The 14987-nt window shown below is 43.7% G+C and carries 16 protein-coding genes; 5 read left to right on the top strand and 11 right to left on the bottom strand.

Features of this window, described 5'->3' with window-relative positions; genetic code table 11:
- The first annotated feature begins 138 nt into the window (after nt 1-138).
- Nucleotides 139-957: a DUF2935 domain-containing protein gene (locus BK582_RS05890; protein WP_078593416.1), complete on the top strand. Its 819-nt coding sequence runs from the start codon at nt 139-141 to the stop codon at nt 955-957.
- 109 nt (nt 958-1066) lie between these two features.
- Here the strand turns inward: BK582_RS05890 and BK582_RS05885 are convergent, their stop codons facing one another.
- Nucleotides 1067-1390 carry a hypothetical protein gene (locus BK582_RS05885; RefSeq protein ID WP_078593415.1) on the bottom strand — a complete coding sequence of 108 codons (324 nt, stop codon included), beginning with the start codon at nt 1388-1390 and terminating at the stop codon, nt 1067-1069.
- 534 nt (nt 1391-1924) lie between these two features.
- On the opposite strand from BK582_RS05885, the gene BK582_RS05875 reads away from it, so the two are divergent.
- Both BK582_RS05875 and queF read left to right on the top strand, forming a co-directional pair.
- The gene (locus BK582_RS05875) at nt 1925-2605 is read left to right on the top strand and encodes a queuosine precursor transporter (RefSeq protein WP_078593413.1); all 681 of its coding nucleotides are present in this window, start codon (nt 1925-1927) and stop codon (nt 2603-2605) included.
- Nucleotides 2595-3089: a preQ(1) synthase gene (gene queF / locus BK582_RS05870; RefSeq protein WP_078593412.1), complete on the top strand. Its 495-nt coding sequence runs from the start codon at nt 2595-2597 to the stop codon at nt 3087-3089. The genes BK582_RS05875 and queF overlap by 11 nt, the downstream gene beginning before the upstream one ends.
- A 100-nt stretch (nt 3090-3189) precedes the next feature.
- Here the strand turns inward: queF and yidC are convergent, their stop codons facing one another.
- The 4 genes from yidC to BK582_RS05850 form a co-directional block, all read right to left on the bottom strand.
- Nucleotides 3190-4014: a membrane protein insertase YidC gene (gene yidC, locus BK582_RS05865; RefSeq protein ID WP_078593411.1), complete on the bottom strand. Its 825-nt coding sequence runs from the start codon at nt 4012-4014 to the stop codon at nt 3190-3192.
- A complete protein-coding gene (locus tag BK582_RS05860) occupies nt 3966-4331 on the bottom strand; it encodes a hypothetical protein (RefSeq protein ID WP_078593410.1) in 366 nt (121 codons plus the stop codon). Before BK582_RS05860 ends, yidC begins: the two co-directional genes overlap by 49 nt.
- Before the next feature lie 270 nt (nt 4332-4601).
- Complete coding sequence (locus BK582_RS05855; RefSeq protein ID WP_078593409.1) at nt 4602-5561, bottom strand: dimethylarginine dimethylaminohydrolase family protein; 960 nt, start codon at nt 5559-5561, stop codon at nt 4602-4604.
- Nucleotides 5562-5657: 96 nt separating this feature from the next.
- Entirely contained in the window at nt 5658-6602 is a 945-nt protein-coding gene (locus BK582_RS05850; protein WP_078593408.1) for a dimethylarginine dimethylaminohydrolase family protein, read from the bottom strand.
- 191 nt (nt 6603-6793) lie between these two features.
- Between BK582_RS05850 and BK582_RS05845 the strand changes: the two genes are divergently transcribed.
- Entirely contained in the window at nt 6794-6997 is a 204-nt protein-coding gene (locus BK582_RS05845; protein WP_078593407.1) for a YwbE family protein, read from the top strand.
- Nucleotides 6998-7006: 9 nt separating this feature from the next.
- Here the strand turns inward: BK582_RS05845 and fdhD are convergent, their stop codons facing one another.
- From fdhD to BK582_RS05825, 4 genes are all read right to left on the bottom strand, one after another.
- A complete protein-coding gene (gene fdhD, locus BK582_RS05840) occupies nt 7007-7813 on the bottom strand; it encodes a formate dehydrogenase accessory sulfurtransferase FdhD (RefSeq protein WP_244895347.1) in 807 nt (268 codons plus the stop codon).
- A gap of 38 nt (nt 7814-7851) precedes the next feature.
- Nucleotides 7852-10203, bottom strand: coding sequence for an FdhF/YdeP family oxidoreductase (locus BK582_RS05835; protein ID WP_078593406.1), 2352 nt, complete (start codon nt 10201-10203; stop codon nt 7852-7854).
- A 348-nt stretch (nt 10204-10551) separates the two neighbouring features.
- Nucleotides 10552-11304 carry a Cof-type HAD-IIB family hydrolase gene (locus tag BK582_RS05830; RefSeq protein WP_078593405.1) on the bottom strand — a complete coding sequence of 251 codons (753 nt, stop codon included), beginning with the start codon at nt 11302-11304 and terminating at the stop codon, nt 10552-10554.
- A gap of 94 nt (nt 11305-11398) precedes the next feature.
- Nucleotides 11399-11689, bottom strand: a complete 291-nt coding sequence (locus tag BK582_RS05825; RefSeq protein WP_078593404.1) for a thiamine-binding protein — start codon at nt 11687-11689, stop codon at nt 11399-11401.
- Nucleotides 11690-11845: 156 nt separating this feature from the next.
- Here BK582_RS05825 and BK582_RS05820 point away from each other — a divergent pair, with 156 nt between their 5' ends.
- Nucleotides 11846-12028 (top strand): H-type small acid-soluble spore protein, encoded by a 183-nt coding sequence (locus BK582_RS05820; RefSeq protein ID WP_078593403.1) that lies wholly within the window; start codon nt 11846-11848, stop codon nt 12026-12028.
- A gap of 239 nt (nt 12029-12267) precedes the next feature.
- On the opposite strand, the gene argH is transcribed toward BK582_RS05820, so the two are convergent.
- Both argH and BK582_RS05810 read right to left on the bottom strand, forming a co-directional pair.
- Complete coding sequence (gene argH / locus BK582_RS05815; protein WP_078593402.1) at nt 12268-13641, bottom strand: argininosuccinate lyase; 1374 nt, start codon at nt 13639-13641, stop codon at nt 12268-12270.
- A gap of 76 nt (nt 13642-13717) precedes the next feature.
- Complete coding sequence (locus BK582_RS05810) at nt 13718-14953, bottom strand: argininosuccinate synthase (protein WP_078593401.1); 1236 nt, start codon at nt 14951-14953, stop codon at nt 13718-13720.
- Nucleotides 14954-14987 lie beyond the last annotated feature (34 nt).

Raw genomic sequence — 14987 nt, 5'->3', positions numbered from 1 at the left:
TATTGGTTTAATATTCAGGGTCCATTCCTTTAAATCCTTTCTAATCCGGTCTTTTCGGGCATATATTTGTTTAGTGGTTACATTAGCTTATTAATGCATGTTCTGTTGTTGCTATGAAAACTCACTGGGGGGATGAATATGCCAAAGGTTTTCGAGAGAGAGGCGCTGTTTGAACTCAGATTCTGGATTCAGGTGCTTGGAGATCATGCGAGATTTATCCATGACTCTCTTTCTCCCGCTGAAACTTCTTATGTACGGCAGGCGGATAAGTTCATTCATACATTTGATTCTCTTTTGGGAAAAGTAAGTAAGATTGAAGGTACAGCGGGAAAAAATGCGCTTAATGACATGCTCGTTAATACCGAAGAAGCTGGCCTTGAGCTTAGAAAATTAAAGCTTTCCATCCTCAGGGAGCACCTGGTGGGAAAAATTAAAATTACCCTTCCTCCATCCTTTCTCAGCCATATGGTAAACGAACTCGATGAGGCGCTTAGAGTATTGTCCTTTTTGGTTAAAGGAGAAATTCCCCCGGACGTTCATCCGCTGCATCATGACCTGCTCTGGCTACTTGACGCTGCAGGCCATGCCGGTGCTATTGCCGATAACCTGGACAGGACAGAGTACGACTTACGGCATAAAGGGCAGCAATTTAAAGATGACTGGGAAGAGTTTTATTTAAAAGCAGTGGAACTTGCTGGATACTTACGCTCGAACATCAGCCGCTTCCCCGCTTTGGCCCGTTTCCACAAAAATATTGAACTGGAAATGACCGTTTTTAAAGCTTTTCTCAGAGAGCTGGAAGAAATGGAGCTGAATAAAGAAATACTTGGTGTGCTGTCACCTCTTATGGCCGACCATATGGCAAGGGAAGAATGCTATTATTTAATGAAGCTCGCTGAAACGACAGAACTCTCTCCCCCTGACTGTGACCCTGGAAAGCCAAGGACAGAAAGCTGATGCCGTCCTGTAAACATGGTAAAAGCAGACCACAGGATTGCAGGTCTGCTTTTGCCGCTGAAAATAGCTGGTGCCAGCGTATAACGATTTAACACTGAAGAGTCTGCGGCTACGGCTGCAAATCATGCGTCAGATGCATATACGTCTCTTCCGGCAAAGGATATTTGTCCTTTTCTGACTGCCCGTCTTCATATGCTTTGTAAGAAAAAACTTCTGAACCATTCTGTAAAAGGTGCAATTCCAGAATATAGTCGTCATTCGCCCCTTTTGTTTCCAGCTTCATTGAATAAGAATCAAGATTCACCTGGTAAGTGTTAAAGGTTAAGCCGAGGAGGTTCTTTGACGTCTTCTTTACATCCGGGTAAGTAATCATATAGCCTGCTATGTCACGAACCCGCATTTTATGGGCTTTATCGTGGTTAAATAAATTCAAGTTGAGGTCCCCTTTTTTATCCTTAGTCTGCCTTTTATTGAAAAAAATATAAAAGGAAACTTAATTTTGCTGCACATATCATCTTATCCAATAAGATGATTTGAAAATGAGGGATTCTGATTGCGGAAATGAGGGTTTTATCTGCGAAATTAAGGGGCTTACTTGCGAAATCACGCCTCCAACCTGCGAAGTCGTCTTCCACCTGGGATATCGGCCTGGCAACCTGCGAAAAGGATGGTTTCCCTTATGAAATCAGGGTGCTTGTTGCGATATTGACCACCCTTGTTGCGAAACTGGGCACTCTTCTTGCGATTTTGACCACTCTTGTTGCTATATCGAAACGCCTTATTGCGAAGTGGCATTTTCCCTCCCTAAATTTCCCTACCCATTTATACACATTTATCTATATAACCCGGTACTGATTGCCAGATTTAACCCCTTACAAAGACCCAATGTTTGTGTTAAAGTAGATTAGTTAGCGGAGTTCGCAACCATCCTCCGCTCTAAAAATCAAAACTAGGAGATGATTTTAATATGGAGAATAAGGTTGGCTTTGATGCGGATAAGCAGCATAAGCTGATTTTGCTTGCGGGAATTTTCTTCACTGCACTGTTAGTGTCGAATATCATCTCCGCAAAGCTGTTTAGCATTGGCACCATTGTTTTAACAGCAGGCATAATCACTTATCCCATCACTTTTTTAATAACAGACGCAATTTCTGAAGTTTACGGAAAAGCGACTGCGAAAAGAGTAGTCCTCACTGGTCTTTTGACAAATGTTATGATGATCGGCTTTTTCTATCTGGCGATCACACTTCCGCCAGCAGGGTTCTGGGGAATGCAGGAAGAATTTGAAGCAATCCTCGGTGCAGTGCCAAGGATGGTTGCTGCCTCATTAGTAGCGTACAGTGTATCCCAGCTGCTTGATGTGAGCCTTTTCCATAAGCTCAAAAAGATGACGAACGGAAAACACTTATGGCTGCGAAATAACGGCAGTACACTGGCAAGCCAGATGGTAGACTCGATTGTTTTTGTATTTATCGCTTTTTACGGCACAATGCCGCTGTCAGCAATTTTCGTCATGATTGGTACTCAGTATGTCGTGAAGCTTGCGCTTGCCCTCGCTGATACGCCATTCATTTACCTGACTGTAAAATGGCTGAGAGGAAATAAAGGAAATTACAGTAATAAGGAGGCTGCATCCCATGTCTCGTAATCATGACCGCAGTGAAGAAGTTACCCTTTTAGGTAATAACAATACAGAATATAAGATGGAATATGATCCATCTATTTTAGAAGCTTTCGAAAATCGCCACCAGTACCGGGATTACTTTGTAAAATTTAATTTCCCGGAGTTTACAAGCCTTTGCCCAAAAACAGGGCAGCCTGACTTCGCTACCATTTACATCAGCTATATTCCTGATGAAAAAATGGTGGAAAGTAAGTCATTGAAACTGTATTTCTTCAGTTTCCGTAACCATGGTGATTTTCATGAGGACTGCATGAACATTATTCTTAACGACCTTGTAAAGCTAATGGACCCCCGTTATATTGAAGTCTGGGGCAAATTTACACCAAGAGGCGGGATTTCCATTGACCCATACGTAAACTATGGTAAACCAGGAACGAAGTACGAAAAGATGGCGGAGCATCGCATGATGAATCACGATCTTTACCCGGAGAATATAGATAACAGATAATTTTAAAAGCCTGCACTCTCGTTTAAACGGGGGTGCAGGCTTTTTTCAATGTAAAAGACAGGCATTCAACTAATGAATGCCTGTCTGTTTTTTAGTGATATCAGCTTTTCTCCACAGTCGTATTCAGAGCTGGCTGCGGCTGTTTATAAATCATTTTGGACAGGTATGTCTGGAAGATAAGGAAAAGTCCGCCCACCGTCCAGTACAACGGAAGAGCAGCTGCCATTGAGAAGGAAAAGAATCCCATCATGGCAGGGGTTAACAGCCCCATTATCTTCATCATATTTTCCTGGCCCGGCTGTACCGGCATACCCTGCTGGCTTACTTTAAATTGAATATAATAGACGGCAGCAGCGAGAATCGGTAAGATTAAGTCTCTTTCCCCTAAGTTAAACCAGAGAAATGACTGTTCCGCTATTTCCGGTGTCCGCATAATAGCCCAGTAGAATCCCATAAGTATAGGAAGCTGCACGAGCATAGGCAGGCAGCCCATAGATGTCAGCGGGTTAAAATTATGCTTCTGGTAGAGCTGCATCATTTCCTGCTGCATCTTCTGCTGTGACTGCTGGTCTTTTTTATCTTTATACTTCGCCTGAATTTCCTTCATTTCCGGCTGAATCACACTCATTTTTTCCCGCATAGTAATCTGGTTTTTATACTGCTTCAGCATCAGAGGAAGCAGCCCGATGCGGATAAGCAGAGTCATGAGAACAAGGGACCAGCCGTAACTGCCGTCGAAGAGCACGGCGAAAAACTTAATAGAAAAGGAGAATGGGTACACGACGTAGTGGTTGAAAAATCCTGCCGTGTTCTCATCAATAGGTTCATTTGTCGCTCCGCAGCCTGACAGTATGAGTAGTAAACTTCCTGCCAGAATTAATAAGCCATATTTCTTAAAGAAAGTGAATACAGATTTGTTTTCCATAGTTTTAATTTTCCTCCTCGTATTAAAAAGCTCATGCTGTTTAATGAGAAGGCTTGGTAATCTGCATCATCTTCCGGGGCTTCTTTACGTTTAGTAATCCTCGTAATAAAACTTTGCTGTTCCTCCAGATTGTCTGTAATCAGCCGGTCTGCCGCTGATTTAAGCTTTATGGAAACAGAGGAATCTTTCACCCAGCTTTTATGCTGGACTGCGTAATCCACAACAATGCCATTTATAATGTGCGCTGTTATAAATGCTACATAAAAACTAAGGGAAAACAATATAGGAACAATATCATTCCAAATTTCAAAAAACATCTGTATTCACCTCCTGTCTTTCTTAATTTAAGTAACCTTATCATCGGTTATTTGACTGGAAAAGTCAAAGTAATTTATATGGCAATTTTCCATTTCTATCAACAAGCCTGTCCAATATTCCTGATAAAAAGTCATCTCTTCACAAAAAACAGGCTGTGACAAAACTATATTTCACCAAAGAAAAAAGAATTTGGATCAGAAAAGGAGCTTAGGTACGCTCCGGAAGAGGAAGAGACAGCCCACTCCAAAAAATATTAAGTAATCAGAGACTTATAATTTCACTGGATCACGCTTCAAGAAGGCGGTCATGCAGTGAACCGCTCCCCAGCCGTTCATTATTTCGTCCATTTCCACTTCTATCACTTCGGTTCCATGGTCTTCCAGAAGCGCCTTCGTCTCCGGACAGCCAGCTGGTGTAACAATTTTACCAGGCTCAAGAGCCACAAAGTTCATAGCCATCCCCTGCTTCAGTTCTTCAATATTGGTCAGCTCAATTAATTCCACGCCTGCATCCAGCAGCTGTTTTGCACAGTCATAAGTTACATGCCATGGAAAAATAACCAGCTTCTTCCGGTCCACCATATTCATATATCCGTCAAGATGTATCGATCCGTACGGTATTTGTGTTCTGATTATATTTTTTACCCCGATGTTTCGCAGTTCTGCCTCTACCTGGGCCGCACCGGATTCATTTGTTCTGCTTCCCGTTCCTATCACGACAGTCTCCCTGTCCACCCACATAGCACTTGCCCCTTCAAAATAACCATCACCGTTAATTGTTTTTATAATAGGAACACCAAGGGACGCAAGTGTAGCCGCGACAGCTTTTTCTTCTCCCCGCCTTGCCGGAATTGCCGGACGGCAGACGATCGCTCCTTCTGGTGTCATAAACACCAGGTCGCGCATAAACATAGCGTTTGGCTTGTCCGTCCTCTGTCCCTGTACGTAGTGGACTTTTACTCCATGTTCCCGGTATACATCCGCCAGGGCGTCCTGCTGATACCGCGCCCTTTCTGCATTTATAGGGGCTCTGAAGCGATAGTCCGCATAATTTTCTTCCGTAATTCCTTCAATTTCAGCTCCCGGCCGGTGCATAAGCACGGCATGAAGCTTGCCCACTTCCGAGTCGCAGTACCAGTCGCCCCATAAATCTTTTATTTCGTCTGAAAATGACTGCTCTGATGGAAACCATCGTTCTCCCTGAACCTTTACTCTTGTGTTGGCTGTCATGTTTACCTCTCCTTTTTATGTTTCCGTCTGTACTTTCTTCTTTAAAAAAGCTGCTGTCGTTCTTTTTAATTTGTCGCGACATCCCGGGATGTGATTCTACACCGGGTCACGCTTCAAAAAGGCTGTCATACAGTGCATAGCACCCCAGCCCTTTAACAGCTCGCTCATGTTTGCTTCAATGACTTCGACTCCCGCATTTTCAAGTTTGTATCTCGTATCCGGACAGCCAGCTGGCATCACCACTTTTCCAGGCTTTAGGGCAACGAAGTTTGTACAAAGCTGCCACTTTATCTCTTCCAGATCGGTTGCTTCCACAATAGTAAACTCCCTTTCAAGAAGTGCTTTAACTACCTCATAAGGAACCTGCCATGGAAAAAGCAAAGCTGTTTTCCTGTCAGCAATATTAATCAGCCCATCCAGATGGGCATGTCCGTACGGGATTTCAAAAGGAATAATATATTTGACTCCCATGTTGCGAAGCTCAAATTCTACTTGTTCCGCACCGGATTTATTCGCCCTGGCACCTGTCCCCAGTATTACTGTCTCCCTGTCGATCCACATTGCACAAGCACCATCAAACCAGCCGCTGCCGTTAATTGTTCTCACAATCGGCACACCAAGTTTTGCAAGTTTCTCAGCCGTAAACCGTTCCTCACCACGCCTGGCGGAAATGCCATTTCTGCAGACGATCGCCCCCTCCGGTGTCATCAGCACCTGGTCACGCATAAACATGGCATTCGGCCTGTCTTCCCGCTGCCGCTCCACATAATGAACATTCACACCGTTTTGCCGGTAGATATCGGCCAGTTTATCATGCTGCTCCCGGGCTTTATATACATCCATCTCGGCTCTCCAGCGAAACTCTTCATAATTGTGCTCATTTACCATGTCAATTTCCGGCCCTGGCCTTCTCATGATTACATCTCTTAGTTTTCCGATCTCCGAGTCGCAATACCAGTCTCCCCAATGTTGTTTCAGCTCTCTGGAGAAATGATTGTCAGAAGGAAACCATCTTTCCCCCTGCACGATTACATCAGCCATAAACTCCCCTCCGCAGTTAATATTTATTTACAACAGTATGTATATAAACTAATCTATCTTTAATGTAATGAAAAAACAATATAATATATTGATTTTTCCAACTATTTAGCCGGACACTTTAAAAGCATAGGCATAGGGCATTCAGGGAACAGTCTTAAAGGTGACAGTTATAGAGAAAGGAGAAACAAAGAATGAACGGACAATACAGAAAAAACCTGGCACCAGGCCAGGCTGTCAGCATAGTTTTGAAAAAAGATCAGCGGACAGGAAAATTAACAGAAGGAATCGTAAAAGATATTTTAACTAACTCAAGTCAGCACCCTCACGGTATTAAAGTACGTCTTGAAGACGGCCAGGTTGGGAGAGTAAAAGAAATTCACCAGGATGGGCAGTAAAGACGGCAGTTACCCATGCAGGATTCTTTCCGGCCTGCTGTAGACATTCATTCGGCCTTCCCGTACAAATCCGGCCGTAGTTATTCCAAGGTCTTCCGCCAGATCGATTCCAAGAGAGGTGGGCGCCGACTTTGACAGAAGAACAGCAATGCCTATTTTTGATACTTTCAGCAGAACTTCTGAAGATATTCGACCACTGAAAACAATCACTTTATTTTTAACAGGAATACGATTAATAAGACAGTGGCCGAATATTTTATCCAGGGCGTTATGCCTGCCAATATCAGAACGGCTAATCAGAAGTTCATCCGCAGTACAGAGGGCTCCGTTATGAAGTCCTCCTGTAAGCTGAAAATCTCCTGATTCCTGCTGCATCCTTTCCATAAGCACGATGCATTTTTCAGCAGATAATGAAATTTTGTGATTAGTTGTTTTTGCTGTTTTCACATCCTGGCGGAAATAAAATTGTCTGCTTTTCCCGCAGCATGAACCAATAACCCGCTTGGAAAAAGCCGCTGGGTCGATTGTCAGCTTAATATGGAGCTCCACATATGCAAAACCTTTTGATTCATCAATCGACAGGGACTTTATATCTTCACAGGATCGAATAAGCCCTTCCGAAGCAAGGAACCCGGTAACAAGCTCCTCCAGAAAAGAAGGCGTGCACAGCAATGTGGCAAACTCTGCTCCATTCACATAAATAGTTAAAGGAACTTCAGCAGCAACAGGATCTATAGTCTGAGCGAAGCTATTATTATGAAACTTCTTTACTGAATGTTGTCTTATAGCAGGATTCTTCATCACTGAGTCTTCCATGACACTCTCCTTTAAGGCGATACAAAATGCCATGTTATTCAGCTAATCTCAGTTTCCAGTTCTTCAACCCTTCGTTCCACATATTTTGTGTCTTTATGAGCATGGTAAGTCTCTGCTTTTTCAACAATGACAGCTGTATTATATTCAGGCATACCGGCATAACGCTCATATACTTTTTTTTCCATCAGCACATTTCCTTCCGGCCAGTACACGGCAATATTCCCTCTCCTTGTTCTGTCGTATTTTGCACGTCCGTGAAAAACCCCGTATCTGTTATACACAACGATTGCTTCACCTTCAGCAATTCCCAGCTCTTTTGCATCAGCCCGGTGAATAAGCACATCGAATCGGTCCGCATTATTATTAGGGTCCTGTTTTCCGTAAATCATTGAATTAAATTGTTTTCCACGTCTCGTTGTGAGATAAAAATGACCTTCAGGCTTACGAACTTCCGGAAGTCTAATTGGAAGAAGGCTGCCTCTTCCGTCCTCTGTCGGGCAAATGCCTCCTTCGCAGAGCCAGGCACCTCCCCACTGAAAAACATCACCCTTTTTCTTTAAATGCTGGATGCCTTCATAATTAGGGTTTGCCTTCGCAATTTCTTCACGAATCTCCTCTGCAGAATTATAATCAACCAGTTCTGCTTTATGAGGTTTTACCCTTTTTGCAAGTTCAATATAAATCTCCCATTCAGCCCTTGCTTCTTCAATTCGCGGTCCTTTGATTTCCGGAGAAAAATAGACCATTCTTTCTGTTGAAGTAGAGGTGCCTCCCCCAGGCTGTTCATATCTTGTCATCGCAGGCAGGACAATAACCTGCTCCTTCGCATCAAGGAGGGTGGAAGTATTTAATATAATATCCTGATGAATTCTTACATCTGTATTTTCCAGACATTGTTTTACAAAGCCAGGGTCAGGCATCGTTTCAAGGAAATTCCCTCCGGAAGTATACAGAACTTTTAACTTACGCTCATGGTCATCCGGCAGTAAGGCATTCTCGAGAGAAACGCCTATAATATCCCCCTGCCAGTCAGGTATTTTAAACTTCCAGATCTCTTCTATTCGTTTCCTGTTTTCATTATCAAACTCCCCTCCTGGAAGCACAAAAGGATCAGCGCCCATTTCTCCGGAGCCTTGTACTCCTGAATGGCCCCGTATAGGCATAACCCCGCATTTCTCCCTGCCGATAAAACCACGGAGCATTGCAAGGTTTGCTACTTGCGAGATATTATCTGTTCCGAAACGGTGCTGTGTCAGGCCCATAGACCAGACAAAAACACCGCTTTTTGACCTGGCAAGCAGCTTTGCAAATTCATACATTCTCTCTTTCGTTATACCTGAGGATTTCTCAAGAACAGACCAATCCTGATCTGCCACATGCTTTTTTAATTCAGTAAATCCTCTCGTATGGCTGTTTATAAAATCACGGTCGATTGCGGAGCCTGGCTGTTTTTTTTCCATCTCAAACCAGTGCTTCATTATCCCGTTCATAAAGGCAATATCGCCGCCAATATTCACCTGGTACACATCATCGGCCAGCTTCGTGCCAAATAAAGCGCTTTCAGGAACTGACGGAATCCAGTACTTATCCATCGATGGCTCATAGTATGGGTTAATAACAATAATTTTCGTTCCTTTTCTCTTAGCTGCGTACATATATTTTGTGGAAACAGGCTGGTTATTAGCGGCAACTGAGCCCCAGAAAATCAAGACGTCTGTTCCGATCCAGTCCATATAGCTGCAGCTGGAAGCCCCGATCCCCAGCGAGCGCTTCAACGCGGTTTTACTGGGAGAGTGGCAGATTCTAGATGCGTTATCAATATTATTGGTGCCTAAAAACCTGGCAACCTTCCCCGCTGCATAATAAGATTCATTTGTAATGCCTCTTGCTGTTAAAAAGAAAGCAAGCTGCCTGGGGTCAATGCTTTTAATTTTTTTTGCCGCCCGGTCGAGGGCTTCGTCCCAGCTAATTCTTTTAAACTTCTTATCTCCCGGTTCTCTGGACAAAGGATATGGTATTCTTCCTAAGTTTCTCAACTCAGAACTGTCCATTTTTCTCAGATCATCAATATCCTGAAAAAGTATTTCTTTCTTAATTGCCGGCATCGTATTCAGACGGAGAACGTTCAGGCGCGTAGTACATACGTGAGGCCCGGTTAACGTCTGATCCTTTAATCCTCCTACTCCGAGAGCGCATCCGTCACACACTCCCTGCGTTAAAATTCTTGTGGCATATGGAAGACTGTCTTTGTTTTCCCACACTACCTTTGCCGTGTCCCTGATATGTTTTGGTTTAACTTTGCCAATGCCAAAGGGGACCCAGCTTACCCAATGCTTCGGAGCAGGGCTTTTCGGCAGTCTTACCGGCCCCTGATGCTTTGTTTTCCCCATGGTTCCCAACCTCCTTGCAATTTTCTCTGCGTGAAGAGCAGGTTCTTTTCCGAGGCTGTTGTAATAGAAATATGATGGTGTATTCATCTTTATTATAAAACGAAGGGAATTCTTTAGCTAATAATATACTTAATATTCAGTTTTTTAGACGTAGGACGGGTCGATGGGGTGTTTGCACAAGGTGGACGGGCTTTCGCACGAGTTGAACTGTCGTTCGCACAACTTATGGGTCATTTGCACAAACAAGCCACCCATATGCACACACAAAACTTATTATCAATACAATCAGAAAAAAAGAACCTCTCTATATAGAAAGGTCCTTACACTGGGATATTCGGCTATAGCTTTTTAAAGCACAAACTTCCTGATAGCCTTTGCTACTCCGTCCTCCAGGTTTGTCCCTGTTACATAATCCGCGGTCTTTTTTACCATTTCCTGGGCGTTTCCCATTGCCACTCCGATGCCAGCTTCTTCGATCATAGCAATATCATTAAGACTGTCGCCCATTGCAATGACATTTTCCATAGATATTCCCAGCAGTTCACACACTCTTTTGAGTGCTTTTGCCTTATTGATACCGAGTGCATTAATTTCAAGATTTGTAGGACTGGAATTACTTATTTCCAGTGAACCTTTTTGTGACAGCACATTATATATCTCTTCTCTTACACGGTCGTCCTCTACGTCAAAACCAAATTTAATCCAATTGTAGTCAGATATATTTTCAGGCATTTTATTGAGAAAAACGTCCTCCACGGCCGCTGCCCAGAATTTTGTCGGATGCTTTTCCGTCAGCTCCACCATCATTTGTATGTATTCTGTCTCAAGAAGATTCCTCTCCACTATTTCCCCTGATTCATTATAGATCTCGCTGCCATTAGAAGTAACAAGGTAAGACGATAGCCCAAGTGCCTGGGCGTAGTCCCTGCATGTTGCAAGCGTCCTGCCTGTACTCAATACAACTGTGACACCTTTTTCTTCTGCTTCGAAAATCGCTTTCCTGTTCTCCTCGGATATTTCGTGCTCGTTATTCAGTAACGTTCCATCCATATCCAGGGCAATCAATTTTATTTCTTTTCCATTAAGCTTATCATCAGGCATAACTATAACCACCTAACTAAAATTTATTATGACTATTATAGCAAAAATAAAAAAGAAGGCGGGCATAAGTACACCCGCCTCCGATTCGCTCGTTTTAGTTTAAATTAGTTTTCTTATCCTCCATTGACACTCCGTCAGGACGGTAATGAAGTTTAATGTTAGTGATGACCTCTTCAATTCCGTCCTGGTTTGCTGTTTCACCCTGAAGCTTTGTAACAAGCTCCATGACATCTTCCATCGAACCTTCAACAACCGTTTCCATCGGGCCTACCTCATATTTGAGTCCTGAATCTTTAATGACCTTCACAACATGAGGAAGGATTCCGTCTGTATCCATGTCTTTGCCGTTCGGCAATACTTGAAGACCTGCCATAACTGTTGCCATTATTCTTCACCCCTCTGCCAAGTATATAGTTCCCGTACCCGCTTTATACCGCAGTTGAAACGTTTTAATCCTCCTGATGTGCAGTAAATATATGTATAAATGTTAATCCGGGGACAAAACCTATACAGGAAAAATTAACCCATGGAGGGATATGCTATGGATAAAAATCGTGTGGTTGAAATCCTCGATTCTCCGGATATGATAGATGTGACCTACAAAGGAGAAAAAGTATTTATTGAGCAGGTGGATGAAAATTATGAAAAGGCAAGGGTATTCCCTTTGGATGAGCCTGGGAAGCATTATGACGTGGAAGTAAAAAGCCTGCAGGAGCACTCTTGACCTGCGACGAGCATCGAAGAGCGCAGGAGCACTCTGAAAAAAAGGCTGCCGATTATTGAAAGAAGGACTACCATTAGCGATATAGCTGCCTATTCTCGAAATCAGCCGTTCTATTCTCGAAAATAAAGGTCCCTTTCTCGAAATCAGGACTCCTATTCTCGAAGGAATGCCCGCCTGCTACTATCGATAAAATATTAAAAGGCATACCGTTTATCATCAAAACGGTATGCCCAAGCAAATTATTTTAGTTTACTCTTCGCAAGCTCAAGCTGCTTACTAACCTGTTCCTGCGAGGTTCCTCCGTAACTCTTCCTGGCCCCTACTACATGTTCCGGAGCAAGGACTTCATAAATATCATCCTCAAACAGCTCACTGAACTGTTTATATTCCTCAAGAGCAAGATCCAGCAGGAATTTATTTTCACCAATAGCATACAGCACGATTTTTCCAATCACTTCATGTGCCTCTCTGAAAGAAACACCCTTAGTTACCAGGTAATCAGCGATGTCCGTTGCATTGGAAAAATCCTGGTTAACTGCCTGGCGCATGCGGCCCTTATTTACTGTCATCGTGTCAATCATCGGTGCAAGCATCTGCAGGGAGCCTTCCAGTGTCTCCACAGTGTCGAACATTCCCTCTTTATCCTCCTGCATATCTTTGTTGTATGCGAGAGGAAGACCTTTGAGAACTGTGAGCAGGCTCATAAGATTGCCATAAACCCGTCCTGTTTTCGCGCGAAGAAGTTCCGGGACATCCGGGTTTTTCTTCTGCGGCATGATACTTGAACCTGTGCAGAAGGAATCATCGAGCTCCACGAACTTAAATTCTTCGCTGCTCCAGATCACAAGTTCCTCCGAAAGCCTTGAGATATGCATCATTAAAATCGATCCTGCAGAAAGAAATTCCAGAATAAAGTCACGGTCGCTAACCGCGTCCATGCTGTTCGGGTATACCTCTTCAAAACCAAGGAGTTCGGCAACCCGCTCCCTGTCGATAGGAAAGGTTGTCCCCGCAAGCGCTCCGGCACCAAGAGGAAGCCAGTTAACCCGTTCAAGGCTGTCTGTTAAACGGGCTTTATCACGTTCAAGCATCCAGAAATACGCGAGGAGATGATGAGCGAAGGAAACCGGCTGGGCCCGCTGCAAGTGAGTGTAGCCTGGTATGATTGTCTCTACATTCTGCTCCGCCTGGTTTATGATCGCTGTCTGGACTGCTTCCACCAGTTCAATAATGCCTGCGGTATGGTCTTTTAAATAAAGATGCATATCTGTGGCAACCTGGTCGTTCCGGCTTCTGCCAGTATGCAGTTTACCACCCACAGGGCCAATTTCATCGATTAGAAACTTTTCAATATTCATATGAATATCTTCGTTTTCCACTGTGTATTCCAGTTCGCCGGCTGCCAGCTTTTCTTTTATTTTGTGGAGTCCGTTCTTTATTTTTTCCGCATCTTCTGCAGAGATAATTTCTTGTTCTCCAAGCATCTGCACATGTGCGAGACTCCCCTCGATATCCTCTTTCGCCAGCTTCTGGTCAAAAGAAATAGAAGCTGTCAGCTCTTCCACCAGTTTATTTGTTTCCTTTGTAAATCTTCCGCCCCACAGTTTCGACACCGCTCATCCCTCCTATAAAATAAAGCCTGGCGTATGAACATAGCTCACACCCCAGGCCGGTGATTTTTGAACTTAGTTATTTAACAGTTTCTTTTGCTTTTGCTTCCTGTTGTTTTTTAGGATTATTAACCTCTGAATATACTTTCGTCGTTAAGCCCCAGAGTTTAATGAACCCGACTGCGGCGTTATGGTCGAATGCGTCCCCTTTTGAATACGTAGCAAGCTCCTCGTTATAAAGGCTGTTTGCAGCTTTTCTCGCTACTACCATGTGGTTACCTTTATGGAGTTTTACTTTAATTGTCCCGGAGACAACATCCTGTGTTTCCTCCACAAATGCTGCCAGTGCTTTATTAAGCGGGGAATACCAGAGCCCGTCATAAATGAGCTGAGTCATCTGCTGCTCAATCTGTACTTTTGATTTTGTCACTTCACGAGGAAGTGTCAAAAATTCCAGCTCTTTATGTGCGTTTATTAAAATGAGTGCCCCTGGATTTTCATATACTTCACGGGATTTGATGCCTACGAGCCGGTTTTCAATATGGTCGATACGGCCAACACCGTGTTTTCCGCCAAGATCATTCAGCTTTTCTATTAATTGTACCAGACCCATTTCTTCTCCGTTCAGGGCAACAGGTACACCTTTATCAAATTCGATATCCACATATTCCGCTTCGTCAGGTGTCATGGAAATCGGCGCTGTCCAGTCAAAGGCCCCCTCAGGTGCTTCGGCCCAGGGATCTTCTAAAACTCCGGCCTCACATGCGCGTCCCCAGATATTCGCATCGATAGAGTATGGGTTTTCAAGGTCCACCGGGATTGGAATCCCTTTTTCCTCTGCATACGCAATTTCTTCGTCACGAGTCATACCCCATTCACGAACCGGCGCAATAACTTCCAGGCCAGGGTTTAACGCCTGAATAGAAACTTCAAAACGCACCTGGTCATTACCTTTACCAGTACAGCCGTGAGCAACAGCTACCGCTCCCTCCTGCTCAGCTACCTCTACTAATAATTTGGAGATTAGCGGGCGGGAAAGCGCTGATGAAATTGGATATTTTCCTTCATACAGGCAGTTAGCTTTCAGCGCAGGCAGAATATATTCATTCGCGAGAAGTTCTTTCGCATCGATCATAATCGCCTTTTCCGCGCCAACGGCTAAAGCTTTATTTTTGATCGCTTCAAGATCTTTCCCTTCACCAACATCCAGTCCAAGTGCAATCACGTCATATCCGTACTTTTCCTGCAGCCATTTAATTGAAACGGAAGTATCCAGACCTCCGGAGTATGCTAAAACAACTTTTCCCTTACTCATGCCGATCCCTCTCTCCTAAGAATTTAAATCCATT

Origin of the sequence: Evansella clarkii, from assembly GCF_002019695.1 — a bacterium.
Classification (GTDB): Bacteria; Bacillota; Bacilli; order Bacillales; family Salisediminibacteriaceae; genus Evansella; species Evansella clarkii.
The sequence above is the reverse complement of the archived record's forward strand: the minus strand, read 5'-3'. Positions and strand labels throughout refer to the sequence as shown.